This window comes from Pseudoalteromonas sp. MM17-2 (assembly GCF_022347945.1).
Taxonomy (GTDB): Bacteria; Pseudomonadota; Gammaproteobacteria; order Enterobacterales; family Alteromonadaceae; genus Pseudoalteromonas; species Pseudoalteromonas ruthenica.
Window position 1 is genome coordinate 76995 of record NZ_JAKRFV010000012.1, and the last position, 15377, is coordinate 92371.

Consider the following 15377-nt stretch of genomic DNA (forward strand, 5'->3'; position numbering starts at 1 on the left):
GGATTTAGCGATGCCTTATTGACCTAAAGAGTGAATACTGTAGCAACGAAAAACTCAGTACGAAGCACAGCAGGGCAGGCGATCAGTGTAATATTAATGCCGCTGGGCATGTCATATTGGCGCGTGGATATGCTATCATCGCCGGCCAATAAATTTAATTTGCTTTATGGCTGCTTAGTACTTCGTCATGTCCGCATCTCAACTTAATACTGTCGAAAAACGTGCAGCGGTATCGCTAGCCAGTGTCTTTGCATTTCGTATGCTTGGGCTGTTTATGCTGATGCCGGTGTTGGCTGTCTATGGACAAAGCCTCAGTGGCTTTTCTCCCTTGTGGATCGGCCTCGCGATTGGTGCTTATGGTCTTACCCAAGCGCTGTTGCAAATTCCTATGGGGTGGTTATCTGACCGCATTGGTCGTAAGCGGGTGATCATCGGTGGGTTGGTATTGTTTACCTTAGGCTCGGTGGTCGCCGCGTGTGCCGAATCCATGTATACCCTAACATTAGGGCGTGCGTTACAAGGGATGGGGGCGATTGCCAGTGCACTGCTGGCGCTTGCTGCCGACCTCAGTCGTGATGAGCAGCGTCCTAAGGTGATGGCCGTGATCGGCATGTGTATCGGCATGAGTTTTGCCGTCGCCATGCTGTTAGGGCCCATGGTTGCCGCGAGCTTCGGTGTTTCCGGGATTTTCTGGCTGACCGCTGCACTGGCGGTGTTAGGCATGGCCATTGTTACTTGGATGGTGCCTACGGCGGTTAATCGTGCGCCCAAGGGCGAAACCAGTGTTACTCTTGCTGATGTGGGTAAGTTAGTGCGTCACCCAGACTTAGCTCGCTTAGACTTAGGGGTGCTGTTTTTGCACCTGTCACTGACGACCGTATTCGTGTCACTACCGACGCAACTGATTGCCGATGGGCTTGAAGCCGCCAAACACTGGCAATTATATATCCCCGTATTTGTGCTTTCTTTTGTGCTTATGGTGCCGATGATGATCGTCGCCGTTGCCAAGCAAAAAGAAAAACCCTTGTTTTTAGTCGCTATCGTGATGCTCATTGTGAGTATGCTTGGGCTGGTTGCCGGTGCGCATTCAGTGTATGTCATCGCGGCATGTATGATGCTGTACTTCGTGGCTTTTAACTTTCTAGAAGCCACTATGCCGGCCTTGGTATCGCGACTGTCCCCGGCGAATCAAAAAGGCTCAGCGATGGGCGTTTTTTCCTCATCGCAATTCTTGGGCGCGTTTTTAGGAGGCATTTTAGGCGGTTATGTGGCCCAAACCGGCAGCCCTGAGATGGTGTTTGCGGCGGCTGCTGTGGTTGGGGTAATATGGCTTGTCATAGCCGCGAAAATGCGAGTGCCGCCGCGTAGCAAAATTATTAGTTTGCTTAGTGCTGTTGATTCAGAGCAGGATGCACAGCAGTTGGCGGGTCGTTTAGTGGCATTACCTGGGGTGTTAGAGGCCACGGTGGTGTGTGATGAAAATCGCAGCTATCTTAAAGTAGACGACAAAAAATTTGATTTAGAGGCGGCGCAAAGACTCGTCGCCGCAGTGTAATTTATAGGAGTAAAAATCCATGGCGCGCGGTGTTAATAAAGTAATTTTGGTGGGTAATCTGGGTCAAGATCCAGAAGTTCGCTATATGCCAAACGGCAATGGCGTAGCAAATATCAGCATTGCTACCACAGACAGCTGGAAAGATAAAAATACTGGGCAAATGCAAGAGCGTACGGAATGGCACCGTGTCGTGTTATTTGGCAAACTCGCTGAAGTAGCTGGTGAGTATCTTCGTAAAGGTTCACAAGTGTACATTGAAGGTCGTTTACAAACGCGTAAATGGACCGACCAAAGCGGTCAAGATAAATACACCACTGAGATTGTTGTCGATATGGGCGGGCAAATGCAAATGCTTGGTGGTCGTGGCGATAACCAGGGTGCTGCCTCAGGCGGTTATCAAGGTGCTCAGCAACAAGGCGGTTTTGGTGGCAATAACCAAGCACAAAATAACCCACAGCAGGGAGCTCCTCAACAGGGGGCTGCGCAGCAAGGTGGTTACGGGCAGCAACAAAGCAATAACTATGGCCAGCAACAAAGCAACCAAGGTATGCAGCAAGGCAATCAACAGCAGGGTGGCTTTGGCTCTCAGCAGAATCATCAGAGCAATCAGCATGGTGGCGGCCAGCAAGGTGGTGGCTTTGCCCCTAAACCACAAAATGCTCCCCAGGGTGGTGCTTCAAACCCTATGGAACCCCCCATTGATTTTGACGACGATATCCCGTTCTAACAACTAAAAAGTTGTGCGAAAAGCTTATTGATATCTCGCTATTTTATTCCACAAGCCCCATTCTATGGGGCTTTTTTATGGGTTCTTGCTTGAGCTTCCCCCTTTCATGGACAACACTTTAGGCATGAGAATGATTATTCGTCGGCCTGTATTTTGTCTTTATTTCGTCCATACCGTACGTGGATCACTGTTGGTTTAGCGGCTATTACACTCGCTATATTGTGCAATGCTGTACTTGCGTATGCCTTGCATATGCAGCGCCAAGCCGATATCCACCAGCTATCACATCAGTTAGATCGGGTTACTGATGTAGATGATGCGTTATTAACGACCTTACTCGAACCTTATGGCTTTTTCCTTGAGCCTCCTCAGCATGCTTATGTTGACCCTGTGTCTGTGGTTATCTCCATCGGGAATGAACACCAAGAGATATTTGGCTCGCCATTGTGGTTGTCGAAAAGTCACTGGTTTATCATCGGTAATGCGCTGCTGGCGTACATGTGTTGGCAGGTGGTCAACCTTCTTAGGCGAAAGCGTATATCGCAAAAGAGCAAAGTATCATCGTTAGAAAAAACAGAACAAGCACCGATGAGTGCGAGTATTTTAGGCTTAAACCACTTGTACCAGAGTGTGTTTGTAATTGCCCATTGCACTAAACTGAGTGTTGCTGCAAACGGGGTCGCGAGTTTGCTCGAGGCTTTGTTGCAAGAAAGCTTAAGCTACAAGCAACAGCTGTCGGTGAAGGTGCTTAATACCGGCAGCTTCGCTATTACCATCCATGATATTCATTACCAACACCTCGACAAGCAACTTGAGGCACTCAGTGACACCATCTTACAAAGCTGCCAAGCTTTACTCCCTGAATTGCGGGCTGCAGAGATCAAGGTGGGCATTTGTAACTACCGAAGCGGTGCTGACCAAGCCATTGTGTATCAATTAACGCAATCGGCGTTGGCATTGGCAAAGCAAAGTAAAGACAAACATTGCTACCGTATCCCCTTTAGCTATAACCACTCTATGTTGTTGGCAGCGAAGTCCTGCTCGCTGAGTGAAAGTGTGCAAAAAGATCATTTTATTTGCTTTTTCCAGCCCGTATTTGATTTGCATAGCGAGCAAATACTGCATCACGAAACCTTGCTACGTGTTCGCCACCAGCAGTTGGGCCTGATTTCACCAGAGTATCTCGAAGAGCCGCAAACACGCAAAGCAGAAAGCAGTGTGGATAGCGCCGTTTTAGCCCGATTGGATAAAATGCTTGCCACCGAGGTGCAACAAGGTGATGTCAGCATCAACTTGCAACAATCAAGCTGGTTCGATGGTGAATTTTGGCAACGTCTTAAGCTCTTTCTCGAGCAACATCGCAATGTTCTTATTGAATGTAAGGCCGAACTCTTAGATCAGCATCAATATATCGTGCGTAGGCGGGTGCGCCGAACTAAGGCATGCCAACGCGGAATTATTATTGACCAATTACGAACATGGCCAAATGTGGATCTCGATAAATTGGCGGTGCCTGTACAAGCGATAAAACTGGCGCCCGAACTTATTGCCCACATTGAAGTGGATAAAAATGTGCAAAAGCGTGTGCTGGCTTACGTTGCAAAGGCCCAACAGCACAATATTCCAATAATTGCCGTAGGCGTTGAAAGGCAACAACAAGTTTTGGTGTTACAGCAGCTCGGGGTTAGGGCTGCACAAGGTGCATACTTCTCTGGTGCACTGCAACTGTCAACCTTCAAGTCGCTTTGAGTAGGCCGCGATAACGCAAGCCATTGAGCCCTTGCAAGCCCCCGGTATGTACGGCAATGATGCGACTGTCGGCAGGGAAATACCCTTGTGCAATCAGTTGCCACAGTGCGTACATCATTTTCCCCGTGTAAATAGGCTCCAGTGGCACTTGATAGGTGGCTCTGAAATCTTGGCAAAAGCGCCATTGTCTGTCACTAAAGCGGCCATAACCGCCATCATGAAAGTGCTGCATTAATTGCCAGTCACAGTGGTGTGTGGAGGTTAGTTGGCTTATTTCATGATTCAGGTAATCTGCATTTTTGAGCACGGCAATACCAAGTACTTTTCGCTGCGTATGGCCTGCGCATAACCCTGCTAAGGTACCGCCACTTCCTGTAGCGCACACTAGATAATCGTGTTCTGGTAAGGTTTGGGCTAGCTCCGCTACACCGCGTAGCGCCGCGTGGTTGGTTCCGCCTTCAGGGAGAATGTAGACATTACCAAAGCGTTGCTTAAGCTCATTGAGGTAATCTTTTTGCTGGCGCAAGCGGTAGTCTTTACGCGTTACCGCCACTAACTTCATACCGCAGGCGTGGGCAAAGCGCAGTGTGGGGTTGTGCATATCAAGTTCAGGGCCGCGCACGATGCCAATAGTGCTTAGACCAAATAGTTTTCCAGCGGCGGCCGTTGCATATAAATGATTGGAGAAAGGACCGCCAAAAGTGAGCAACTGACTACATTCAGAAGCCTGAAAAGCCGCTAAGTTGTACTTTAATTTTCGCCATTTATTACCTTGGATCAGAGGGTGATACAAATCGTCGCGTTTGATGCTTAGTTGCACGTTGTGATGCCGCAGCAGAGGATGGTGAATTTGCTGCATGGGTGACTCTTTAATGGATGTGATCACTGAGTTCATAGTTTTGCCCTAGTTTTCCCCCTAATTAACTTGCTAAATTCCGCAAATTATTGATACTTTGTATATTCTTATAGGTGATACTGCAGACTATATGGCATCTAAACTCTTGGCCCGTGTTCCTTGGCTAAATACAAAGAAAAAGTCCGAAGCAATAGTGGGCGTTGCCTTGTACGCAGACGTGTTACGCGCGGTGCAGTTAAAGCAAAAAAAGCAACAATGGTTTGTCAGTGATACCGAAGAGCTGCCGCTCAACGATTCAGCTAACTATTCGAAAGCATTACTTAAATTGCTACGCAAGATCTCTTCTGACGCTTGCGACTTGTACGTGGTGTTACCACAATCCTATTATCAGATAGTACAGGCCGAGAAGCCAGAGCTGAGCGAGCAAGAAATCACTCAGTCACTGCCGTGGACACTAAAAGACTTGGTGACCATAAACGCCGAAAATATCATTGCTGATTATATCGATTACCCGATTCAAAGCACCGGTCAAAAGGCCAAGATTAATGTGTTTGCTACCGATAAGCAGCAATTGCGGCCACTGGTCTCTGAGCTCGATAAGCTCAATGACTGCCACCTTCAGCAGCTATCGGTGAAAGAAACCACCCTCGCGGCGATGACCGCCAAAGATAACTATGCCCGCTTGGTGGTGTACCAGGAGCCTAGTGATGAACCCAGTGTGTTAATCATTCGCGACCAACAATTGCTGCTTAATCGCAGGCTACGAGGGTTCAGCGCGTTACAGCAACAGCCCGATGAGACCACCTTATCGCACTTAAGTGATTCGTTAGGGCTTGAGATTCAGCGCTCTATGGACTTTTATGAGAGCCAGCTCAAGCAACCACCAATAAAGGAAATTCTTATTCAAGGCATTGATGATGCTCAGGCGGTGATCTCGCGTTTGCAAGCGTTTCAAACTACCCCTATTGTGGAGTTTAAACCGCTTATGGATTTGGCTGATGTGATTGACCCTAAATTCCATATGGCTTTGGCGGGCGCCTATTTTCCGATGTTGGAGCAGGCATGAAGAGCAGCATAAATTTTTACCAAGAAAGCTTGAAGCCGCGTCATGATCCGCTGCCGCTAGCTGTGGTCGTAAAAATATTCATCGCTGCATTTGTCGTGTTGGCTGTGGTTATCGCCCTGCAAGTGTGGCGTAATAACCATCAGCAACAGCAGCTGCAGGAGCTTACACAGCAACATCGCCACCTAAAAGCTGACGTGGCAGAGCTTAACAAGCAATTAGCGCAGCGGCGCGATACCAAGAATTTGCAGCAGCAACTAGAACAGCAGCAGCGCGCAGAGCAGCACCGCCTTAGTTTGATTGCATATTTACAAGGGAAGGGCAGCGGTGCACCACTTCGTTACAGCGCCTTGATGAATGACTTGGCGCGCTATCACAACCCACAAGTGTGGCTGACAGAAATTAATATTAGTCAGCGTCATGTGCAGTTACAGGGCAAAACGGCGGTACCTAGTGAAATAGCTCCATGGCTTAAACAATTAAGAAATTCCGACTACTTTTTAGGTAAAGAGTTTTCGGTTTTGGAATTCGATCAAAGTGATGAGCTGAGACAGTTTAATGTGTCTACTCGCATTGATGGGGAGCAGCCATGAAACGTTGGCAACATATAAGTAACCAGTTTAGCCAGCTGCAACAGCGGGAAAAGATGCTGGTGCTGACAGTGGGGCTGTTCTGTATTCTGTACTTAGGTGGGTGGTTTATAAGCATGCCATTGATGGAAAATCACGACCACGCAGCCACGCAAATTGCCGGTTACCAAAGTGAGAATGCATCACTGCGCGCACAGCGACAGGCACTCACTCAAGCTTTGGCTATTGATTATAAAGCTAATCTCAAATTGCAACTTCAAGAGCTGCACCAGCGTAACCGCGATTTAGACCAACAATTACAACAGCTCAGTGATGGTTTTGTGTCTGGCGACCGTATGCCGGATGTCCTCGGAGATTTGCTAGCTCAGCAACAAGGGGTGCAGTTACTGGGTTTTAAAGTGATGGGTGTGGAAGCGGTGCAAACAGGCGAGCAAAGTGAGCCATCGTCACCACAATTACAATTTTATCAGCATAATATGCAGATGACCTTGCAAGGTAATTACTTTGCTTTGCGAGATTATATGGCACGAATTGAACAAGCAGCCACTCGGGTACTCATCACAGGCTTTCATTATCAGGTGCAGGAGCATCCGAGAGCGCAACTCACCTTGAACTTAGCAACGGTAAGTAACAATGAAACATTTATTAGCCTGTAGCCTGTTCATGGTCGTAAGTGTGCCAATAGCGGCACAAGTATTACAAGACCCAACCCGCCCCGCTGTGCAAGCGCAGATATCACGTAGTACTGAATCGGTGCAGCAGCAATGGGTATTGGAGTCGGTAGTGAGTAAAAAAGGTCAACATAAGGCCATTATTTCTGGGCAGTTATACGCTCAGGGGGATAAGTTAGCCGATTACACTGTCACCAATATTAGCGCCCATGCTGTGCTCCTTGTTCAAGGTGCAAAGCAATTGAAGTTAGAGTTATATAGCAATGAAATCAAAAAATAAGTTATTAGTCCACTGGTTTATAGTTGGTACCTCTTCGTTGCTGGCTAGCGCCTGTGCGACCTTCGGCACCGGAGAACGAGTGCAACCTCATATTGCCAAGGAACTAGAACCCGCAAAACAGTCGCAGGTTAGTGAGGCACCGCAACCCCCGAAAGATTTTGAGCAAGAATTGCTGAGCTCGGTATCAGCACACACCAAGGTGCAGCCCAGCACGGCTATTGAGCGCTTCGATGTGGTCGCCAATGAAGTTGCACTGCGGCCATTTTTTAACGCCCTGGTAGACGATACCCCTTTCAGTGTCGCTATTCATCCTGAGGTATCCGGCGCCATTAGTTTGAACCTTAAGCAGGTCAGTATGGATGAAGTGCTTAAGATCATCACCCGCATGTATCCACTTGATGTGTTTCTTGAAGGCCAGGTAGTGCAAGTCTTACCAGCCAAAATGCGCACCGAGTCTATAGCGGTAAACTATCTGATGATGCGTCGCTTCGGTGTATCGAATGTCAGCGTCATCTCTGGCGGTGTGAGCGATTACGATCAGAATAATAACGGCAACAGTGGCAACGGAAATAACAACTTTAGTGGCAATAATGGCGGTAATAACAACGCCATTAATAACAATAATGGCAACAACAGTGGCTCTGGAAATATTCAACAGCTTAACGGCTCAAATATTCAAACCAGTAGCGAGAGTGATTTTTGGGCTGACTTAAAAGAGGCATTGCAATCGCTGGTGGGCACACACGGTGGTCGTTACGTCATTGTTAGCCCACAGGCAAGCTTGGTAACAGTGCATGCACTACCGAGTGAAATTGCTGCCATGAAAGAGTTCTTGCGCCACAGTGAGGAAAGCTTGCAGCGGCAAGTGATTTTAGAGGCGCGCATCATCGAGGTGACACTCAAAGATGAGTATCAGCAGGGAGTCAATTGGTCTGAAATAGCGGCAAATATTGGCAGTACATCACTGTCATTCTCCTCGACAGCAGCGCAGCTCGGTAATCAAATTTCTGCGGAATTAGGGGGTGCTGCTAGTTTGGTTTTCTCTAATCCCGATTTTGCTGGGGTGATCAATTTATTGCAAACCCAAGGTGATGTGCAAATGCTCTCAAACCCTAGAGTGACTGCAACTAATAACCAAAAAGCGGTGATTAAAGTAGGGGAAGATGAATACTTTGTAACCGATGTGTCCAGCAGCGAAGACATTGGCAGTGTCACTCAACAAAATAACAATGACATTGAACTTACGCCGTTTTTCTCTGGCATAGCCTTGGATGTAACACCTCAAATAGACAAATATGGCTCGGTGATTTTGCACGTACACCCGTCAGTGACGCAAACCGAGGAGCAAACCAAGTCAATCAAATTAGGGAACGAAAGTATCGAACTGCCTTTGGCCCAAAGCAATATTCGTGAGTCTGATACGGTAATCAGGGCATCGAGCGGTGAAATCGTGGTTATCGGAGGCCTAATGCAAACCATTACCTCTGACGAGGTTTCGAAAACGCCGGTGTTAGGCGATATTCCTCTCGTTGGTAATCTGTTTAAAAGTATTCGTAAGAAGCAGAATAAAAAAGAGTTGGTCATCTTACTGCGTCCGACCGTGGTTATGCCAGACACATGGAAGAAACAACAACAACGCTCACGTAAATTGTTAGAAACTTGGTACCGCAATTAATGTATCTCAGCTTTTTTAACCTAACGGAAATGCCGTTTTCGCTCACCCCGAACACGCAGTTCTACTGTGCTCTTGAGCCTCATAACGAAGCGCTGAAAGTGCTGCTCAGTGCACTGAGTATGTCCGAAGGGTTTATAAAAGTTACCGGGGAAGTAGGTACAGGCAAAACGCTGATTTGTAGAAAGTTGATAAACCACCTTGAGGATAATTATGTGGTTGTCTATTTGCCCAACCCTTATTTGACCCCAGATGAATTGCGATGGGCGGTGGCGGCTGAGTTGGGGCTGGAACTTGCGCCCGAACAAGATCAACAAACATTGAGCCAATCCATAGAGAAGCGCCTGTTAACCCTGAGTCAAGAAGGGAAAAAGGTGGTTATGATTGTTGATGAGGCACAATGTTTTAGTTGGGAAGCGCTGGAGGCGTTGCGGTTATTAACCAACTTAGAAACGGAGCAAAAAAAACTGCTCCAAGTAGTCCTCTTTGGTCAACCAGAACTGGATACTAAGTTAGCCAACCCGCAAGTAAGGCAATTGCGCCAACGTATCGGTTTCTCCTACCAACTTAGGCCGATGACAGCAGCGGAAGTGGACTACTACATTAATCATCGCCTTCGCCGCGCAGGCGCGCAGTCCCCCCTCTTTTCACCGCGTCTGAACCACCATATAGCACGGGCTTGTCGCGGCATTCCTCGGTTAGTAAATACGGTATGCCACAAAGCGCTATTATTGGCTTATGGGGAAGGGCAAACAGCACTCAATAAGCGCTATATTCGCGCGGCAATTGCCGATACCGAGGATTGCTACGCGCCAACATCTATGCGGCGCTGGTGGTTGTTTGCAGTGCTCAGTGCGACAGTGATAGGCGTGGCGGGTATTTGGTTGTGGAGACAAGTGCTGTGAGTCTACTAAACAAGGCCCTGAAAGATATTGAGCAGCGCGATGGCGAACATGAACTGGCGTTAGAGCCGACCGTACAACTACCGCAGGCGCGGCCTTGGCGAAATGTCATCACCATTGTTGCGGTGTTAGTGAGCGCCATGGTCGTCATAGCCCTTGCTTATTTATTAATTCCTCAAGCACCTGAAGAGTCAGAGGCTGCTCATTCAGCACCTGAACCAAAAGGTTTAGTCACTAAGCCGCTCGAAAAGCAACCTATAACACTTAAACAATCAGTTGCGAGTCAAGTCATTCAGCCACAATTAAATGAGGTTGATGATGAGGCTGAGCTACGTCGGCCAAGTAACCGTGAAACACGTGTTACTAATGAGAGTACTTACAACGGCAATAAAAACGGTAAACAACGAGTATCGCCATCAAAAGACTCATCTTTGAGCCAGTCACGGCAATTACCCGATACTAAAGAGCCCGTCGCTGAAATTTCCCAAGATAAGATGCTTGAGTCGGCGCCAAAACCAATAATAAAGCAGCCAAGAACGTCTAAGGCCGAGTCTCCCGCAAGTGCAGCCAACGCCACGCGGCCAGTAACGTCATCCAGTGACACCGCCGTAAAGGTCGTCAAGGCGTTAAGTGTTCAGCAGCGCGCGCAGCGCTGGTTTGAGCAAGGACAACAGTCGCTGCGCTTTGCAATGACGAATGAGGCTATAAAGCAGTTTGAACAAGCCGTTATTCTTGTTCCCGAACATGAACAAGCCCGGTCATCACTCGCTGCGACCTTATATGGACAACAGCGCTTAGAAGAAGCATACAGTGTGCTTATTAATGGCTTAAAAGTGGCGCCAGAAACCCTTTCATGGCGTGTCATGATTGCCAAAATGGCCATTGAACAACAGCAATATCAGCGCGTGCTTGAGGTGTTAGGAGATGGCCAGAATGCGCGCGCAACGCAACTGGGTAACAACGACTATTGGATTTTAAAAGGATCGGCAGCGCGCCAGCTAAAGCAGCACGATATTGCCAAGGTATGCTTTACTGAATTAGTAAGGCGTCAACCCAATGTAGCTAAATGGTGGTTGGCGTTGGCCACATCAGAAGACGCACTAGGCCAATACCATAGCGCTCGAGGGCATTATGCTACCGCCTTACAATTAGGTGGCTTATCAGGGCCGTCACAACAATACGCTCGGGCTCGCTATGATAGTTTACAGGACACGCCATGATTAGACCTCGCTTAAAAATGCGCTTAGGGGACCTCTTAGTCCACGAGCAAATAATTACCGAAGAACAGCTTGAGCAAGCGCTGGCGGCGCAAAAAAGCTCCGGGCGGAAACTTGGTGCGACTCTAGTTGATTTAGGCGTGATTGCCGAGCCACAGTTACTGCGCTTTTTGGCTCAGCAACTGAATGTTCCCTTTTTAGATATTTCGCAACGTCGCATCGCGCCAGAAACCGCCACCCTCTTACCTGAGGTTTATGCGCGCCGTTACCGTGCGCTAGTTATTGAGGATAACGGCGACAGCGTGTTATTGGGTATGAGTGACCCTGCTGATTTGAGTGGCCTCGACCAGTTAGGGCCTATTTTGGGTTCGAAGCGCATTGACCTTGCGGTGGTGCAAGAGTCACAAATGTTAGAGGCGTTCGATACCGTATACCGACGCACCCAAGATATTGCTAACTTTGCTGAACAACTTGATGAGGAATATCAAGAAGGGGAAGAGTTCGAACTCAACGCCCTTGATGACAGCACCTCAGATGCAACGGTTGTTAAGCTACTGCAATCCATTTTTGAGGATGCGGTACAGGTTCGTGCCTCGGATATCCATATTGAGCCCGATGAAAAGATGCTGCGCATTCGTCAGCGGGTGGATGGTGTGTTGCAAGAGAATATCTTAGATCACGTTAAGATTGCCTCAGCCTTAGTGCTACGCCTTAAGTTAATGTCTGGCTTGGATATATCAGAAAAGCGCATTCCCCAAGACGGGCGCTTTAATATCAAAGTAAAAGGCCACAGCATAGATGTGCGGCTCTCGACCATGCCGGTGCAAAATGGTGAATCGGTGGTGATGCGTTTGCTGGACCAATCCGCCGGGCTGCTCACCTTAGATCAAACCGGTATGCCAGCACCTTTGCTACGTAAGTTACGGGAAACGCTGAAGCGTCCGCACGGCATGATCCTTGTTACCGGCCCTACCGGCTCGGGTAAAACGACGACCCTGTATGGGGCCTTGAGTGAACTTAATCAGGCTCAGAATAAAATAATCACTGTGGAAGATCCTGTCGAATACCGTATCAGCCGTATAAATCAGGTCCAGGTGAACAGTAAAATAGGCTTGAGCTTTGCGAATGTGTTGCGTACAACCTTGCGCCAAGACCCTGATATTATTATGGTCGGCGAGATGCGAGACCAAGAAACCGTGGAAATAGGGCTGCGAGGTGCACTAACGGGACACTTGGTATTGAGTACTTTGCACACCAATGATGCCATCACCAGCGCCATGCGTCTTATCGATATGGGCGCGCCACCTTATTTGGTTGCCAGCTCCTTGCGAGCGATTATCGCTCAGCGCTTAGTGCGCCGTATTTGTCAAAACTGTCAGCAACCCTATGAAGCCGACGAGCAAGAACGTGCCTGGGTACGTTATTTACAGCCTCACCTAGCGGATGCGCAATTCTACCAAGGGCGGGGCTGCAACAGCTGCAATCATACCGGTTATAAAGGCCGTATCGGGGTGTTTGAGCTACTAGAAATGAACGAAGATATGATGGATGCGCTGCGCCAAAGTGATACCCAAGCCTTTGCACAAGCAGCGAAGAATAACCCAGATTTCTCACCTTTATCACATATGGCAATGGACTACGCTCAGCAAGGGATCACCACCTTGGATGAAGTATTCAAAGTAGCTGAATATGTACCTGAAGTGGTAAACAACTAGTGGCGCATTTTCGTTATCAGGCCAAAGATAGCCAGGGCAAACTAATTAAAGGCGTGGTTGAGGCTAATAACGCACAAGCGGCTGCGGATCAGTTATTGGCGCGTCAAAGTGTGCCCATTAAGATAGATGAGACTCAGGTCGTAAAAAGCGCCGATAACAAACCGCTTATGGCTTGGCTTCAGCCCAAGGTCGGCCTTGATGAGATGATTATCTTTTCACGGCAAATGTATTCACTGCTCAAAGCGGGGATCCCGATTATCCGCGCTATTAACGGCCTGGCTGAAACCACCACAAATCCGCGTTTTCGCGAGGTATTAAAAGAAATTACCACTCAGCTTGAGCAGGGGCGTAATTTATCCGCTGCTATGGCGAGCCACAAGGAGGTTTTTCATCGCTTAATGATCTCTATCGTGGTGGTGGGTGAAAACACCGGTAAGCTTGAGGATGCCTTTTTACAGTTGGCTGAGTATTTTGAACGCGAGCAAGAAACGCGAAAACGAATAAAAGCGGCATTGCGCTACCCAACGTTTGTGATCATCGCGCTCATCGCGGCCATGTTTATCTTAAATATTTTTGTGATCCCCGTGTTCGCGCAAATGTTCTCTAAATTCGATGCTGAGTTGCCGCTGATGACGCGCATTCTCATTGGCACTTCTAATTTCTTTGTTCATTACTGGTGGTTGTTGCTGGCATTGATGGCGGCAAGCTATTACGGAATACGGCGTTACTTAGGTACCGAGCTAGGACGATTGAAATGGGACCGCGTGAAATTGCGTTTACCCATTATTGGCAGCATTATTGAACGCTCTTTGTTATCTCGATACAGCCGCAGTTTTGCCATGGTGTTACGTTCTGGTGTACCAATGACCACCGGGCTATCCCTTACGGCTGATGCCGTTGATAATGCCCATATGCATCAGCGTATTGTCGAGATGCGACGCGGCATAGAAAAAGGCGACAGCCTATTGCGGGTTTCCCGACAGAGTGAGCTCTTCTCGCAATTGGTGTTGCAAATGGTTGCAGTCGGGGAGGAAACCGGTCGCGTTGATGAACTGTTGCAAGAAAGTGCCGACTATTATGAACGCGAAGTGGATTTTGATTTAAAGAGCCTGACCGCGAAGATAGAGCCCATTTTAATTGCTTTGGTGGCGGTAATGGTGCTAATACTGGCATTGGGTATTTTTACTCCTATGTGGAACCTGATGTCTGCGATTAAAGGGGGCTAAAGTGCGTAATCAGCAGCAGGTGAGCCGGCGTTTGAGCCGGGTTTATCAACTGCTTATTAGTGGGTTGCTGATTTGTGTGTTTATTGGCTTTTTTATTTACTATATCAGCCAGTTATTTAATACTGTCAATGACGTGAACTTGCATAAAGCAGTGGCGGAGTTCCACCACAGTGCCGTTGCTATTCATGGTAAGTGGCTAGCCCATAAACAAGATACCATTCTCTTAGAGCAGGTGAGCGCGCAAATGCAGGTGGTGGGTCAACAACAGTTTGTGGTTAATCGCTTTGGTTGGCCGACAGGCGTTGAAGGCGATGGGGCTCCCTGTCAGGGCTTATTTGCCCGCATGCAAGGGCAGGGCAACCTAGCTGGGGTCAGTGTTAAGCCGATATGGGCAGGGCAAGCCTTAGTCGGGTGTGAGTTTCTTTTTAATGAGCGAACCTGGTTTCGCTTTGATGTACACACGGGTCAGGTGGCTGTTACACTCAAATAAAAAAATATAATGATTTTTGAGTAATTTAGCCTTTGGTCTAGAATGAATTTAGGTACTTAACTCTGTTGGAGTAGGCAATGAAACGCAAACAACAAAGTGGCTTTACACTTATAGAGCTTATTATAGTAGTCATTATTTTAGGGCTTTTGGCTGCAACCGCATTGCCGCGCTTTATTGATGTTACCGATGATGCCCGCGAAGCATCGGTTGAAGGCGTGGCTGGTGGATTTGCAGCGGCGATAGGATTAGTGCGCTCACAATGGGAAGTTGACGGTCGCTTAGTCGATAACGGTGGTGCTGATATTACCACTGTGGTGTATGACCAAGTTACCTTAGGTGTTGATGGCGATATTGGCTACCCTACCAACGATGGCAGCTCCGATACCACTGTTGGCGCTATGGCGCGCCAAGATTGCAAAGATGTGTTTGATCTTATTTTACAATCAGCGCCTATTAATACTATTGATCCAAATCAGGCCACGCAAAGCCGCTATTATGTTCAATTTAACGCAGCCAATTCGCAGTGTATTTACTATCTTGTGGATTCACTCGACACCACCAATGTCGCGAATTTGCCTGATGATTCTGTGCCTGATGGTGCAGCTACTGATGGTTTTACTTACTTCCCCGCAACTGGGCAAGTAACCGTATTTTAAGTTTGCTA

At 48.0% G+C, this 15377-nt stretch carries 15 protein-coding genes; 14 read left to right on the top strand and 1 reads right to left on the bottom strand.

Annotated elements, in window-relative coordinates; genetic code table 11:
• The first annotated feature begins 187 nt into the window (after nucleotides 1–187).
• The 3 genes from MHM93_RS11330 (at nucleotide 188) to MHM93_RS11340 (ending at nucleotide 4031) form a co-directional block, all read left to right on the top strand.
• The gene (locus MHM93_RS11330) at nucleotides 188–1555 is read left to right on the top strand and encodes an MFS transporter (RefSeq protein ID WP_022945511.1); all 1368 of its coding nucleotides are present in this window, start codon (nucleotides 188–190) and stop codon (nucleotides 1553–1555) included.
• A 19-nt stretch (nucleotides 1556–1574) separates the two neighbouring features.
• The gene (gene ssb, locus MHM93_RS11335) at nucleotides 1575–2282 is read left to right on the top strand and encodes a single-stranded DNA-binding protein (RefSeq protein ID WP_239449201.1); all 708 of its coding nucleotides are present in this window, start codon (nucleotides 1575–1577) and stop codon (nucleotides 2280–2282) included.
• 153 nt (nucleotides 2283–2435) lie between these two features.
• Nucleotides 2436–4031: an EAL domain-containing protein gene (locus tag MHM93_RS11340; protein WP_239449202.1), complete on the top strand. Its 1596-nt coding sequence runs from the start codon at nucleotides 2436–2438 to the stop codon at nucleotides 4029–4031.
• On the opposite strand, the gene MHM93_RS11345 is transcribed toward MHM93_RS11340, so the two are convergent.
• On the bottom strand, nucleotides 4018–4926 hold the full coding sequence (locus tag MHM93_RS11345) for a pyridoxal-phosphate dependent enzyme (protein ID WP_239449203.1): 909 nt from the start codon (nucleotides 4924–4926) through the stop codon (nucleotides 4018–4020). The genes MHM93_RS11340 and MHM93_RS11345 overlap by 14 nt on opposite strands.
• A gap of 91 nt (nucleotides 4927–5017) precedes the next feature.
• On the opposite strand from MHM93_RS11345, the gene MHM93_RS11350 reads away from it, so the two are divergent.
• The 11 genes from MHM93_RS11350 (at nucleotide 5018) to MHM93_RS11400 (ending at nucleotide 15369) form a co-directional block, all read left to right on the top strand.
• Nucleotides 5018–5953, top strand: a complete 936-nt coding sequence (locus tag MHM93_RS11350) for an MSHA biogenesis protein MshI (RefSeq protein ID WP_239449204.1) — start codon at nucleotides 5018–5020, stop codon at nucleotides 5951–5953.
• Nucleotides 5950–6543, top strand: coding sequence for a PilN domain-containing protein (locus MHM93_RS11355; RefSeq protein WP_239449205.1), 594 nt, complete (start codon nucleotides 5950–5952; stop codon nucleotides 6541–6543). Before MHM93_RS11350 ends, MHM93_RS11355 begins: the two co-directional genes overlap by 4 nt.
• Nucleotides 6540–7196, top strand: coding sequence for an agglutinin biogenesis protein MshJ (locus MHM93_RS11360; protein WP_239449206.1), 657 nt, complete (start codon nucleotides 6540–6542; stop codon nucleotides 7194–7196). Before MHM93_RS11355 ends, MHM93_RS11360 begins: the two co-directional genes overlap by 4 nt.
• Nucleotides 7174–7491, top strand: a complete 318-nt coding sequence (locus MHM93_RS11365; protein ID WP_239449207.1) for an agglutinin biogenesis protein MshK — start codon at nucleotides 7174–7176, stop codon at nucleotides 7489–7491. The genes MHM93_RS11360 and MHM93_RS11365 overlap by 23 nt, the downstream gene beginning before the upstream one ends.
• Nucleotides 7475–9166 (top strand): pilus (MSHA type) biogenesis protein MshL, encoded by a 1692-nt coding sequence (mshL, locus tag MHM93_RS11370; protein WP_239449208.1) that lies wholly within the window; start codon nucleotides 7475–7477, stop codon nucleotides 9164–9166. The genes MHM93_RS11365 and mshL overlap by 17 nt, the downstream gene beginning before the upstream one ends.
• Nucleotides 9166–10068: an AAA family ATPase gene (locus tag MHM93_RS11375; protein WP_239449209.1), complete on the top strand. Its 903-nt coding sequence runs from the start codon at nucleotides 9166–9168 to the stop codon at nucleotides 10066–10068. The genes mshL and MHM93_RS11375 overlap by 1 nt, the downstream gene beginning before the upstream one ends.
• Complete coding sequence (locus MHM93_RS11380; protein ID WP_239449210.1) at nucleotides 10065–11285, top strand: hypothetical protein; 1221 nt, start codon at nucleotides 10065–10067, stop codon at nucleotides 11283–11285. Before MHM93_RS11375 ends, MHM93_RS11380 begins: the two co-directional genes overlap by 4 nt.
• A complete protein-coding gene (locus tag MHM93_RS11385; protein WP_272946260.1) occupies nucleotides 11285–12997 on the top strand; it encodes a type II/IV secretion system protein in 1713 nt (570 codons plus the stop codon). The genes MHM93_RS11380 and MHM93_RS11385 overlap by 1 nt, the downstream gene beginning before the upstream one ends.
• A complete protein-coding gene (locus MHM93_RS11390; RefSeq protein WP_022945523.1) occupies nucleotides 12997–14223 on the top strand; it encodes a type II secretion system F family protein in 1227 nt (408 codons plus the stop codon). The genes MHM93_RS11385 and MHM93_RS11390 overlap by 1 nt, the downstream gene beginning before the upstream one ends.
• Before the next feature lies 1 nt (nucleotide 14224).
• On the top strand, nucleotides 14225–14713 hold the full coding sequence (locus MHM93_RS11395) for a hypothetical protein (protein ID WP_239449211.1): 489 nt from the start codon (nucleotides 14225–14227) through the stop codon (nucleotides 14711–14713).
• 77 nt (nucleotides 14714–14790) lie between these two features.
• Nucleotides 14791–15369: a prepilin-type N-terminal cleavage/methylation domain-containing protein gene (locus tag MHM93_RS11400; RefSeq protein WP_138508088.1), complete on the top strand. Its 579-nt coding sequence runs from the start codon at nucleotides 14791–14793 to the stop codon at nucleotides 15367–15369.
• The last annotated feature ends 8 nt before the right edge of the window (nucleotides 15370–15377 follow it).

Bases quoted from the DNA above. Each gene is read 5' to 3' on its own strand.
- MHM93_RS11330 (WP_022945511.1), top strand. From the start codon at position 188: ATGTCCGCATCTCAACTTAATACTGTCGAAAAACGTGCAGCGGTATCG.
- ssb (WP_239449201.1), top strand. From the start codon at position 1,575: ATGGCGCGCGGTGTTAATAAAGTAATTTTGGTGGGTAATCTGGGTCAA.
- MHM93_RS11345 (WP_239449203.1), bottom strand. From the start codon at position 4,926: ATGAACTCAGTGATCACATCCATTAAAGAGTCACCCATGCAGCAAATT.
- MHM93_RS11350 (WP_239449204.1), top strand. From the start codon at position 5,018: ATGGCATCTAAACTCTTGGCCCGTGTTCCTTGGCTAAATACAAAGAAA.
- MHM93_RS11355 (WP_239449205.1), top strand. From the start codon at position 5,950: ATGAAGAGCAGCATAAATTTTTACCAAGAAAGCTTGAAGCCGCGTCAT.
- MHM93_RS11360 (WP_239449206.1), top strand. From the start codon at position 6,540: ATGAAACGTTGGCAACATATAAGTAACCAGTTTAGCCAGCTGCAACAG.
- MHM93_RS11365 (WP_239449207.1), top strand. From the start codon at position 7,174: ATGAAACATTTATTAGCCTGTAGCCTGTTCATGGTCGTAAGTGTGCCA.
- mshL (WP_239449208.1), top strand. From the start codon at position 7,475: ATGAAATCAAAAAATAAGTTATTAGTCCACTGGTTTATAGTTGGTACC.
- MHM93_RS11375 (WP_239449209.1), top strand. From the start codon at position 9,166: ATGTATCTCAGCTTTTTTAACCTAACGGAAATGCCGTTTTCGCTCACC.
- MHM93_RS11400 (WP_138508088.1), top strand. From the start codon at position 14,791: ATGAAACGCAAACAACAAAGTGGCTTTACACTTATAGAGCTTATTATA.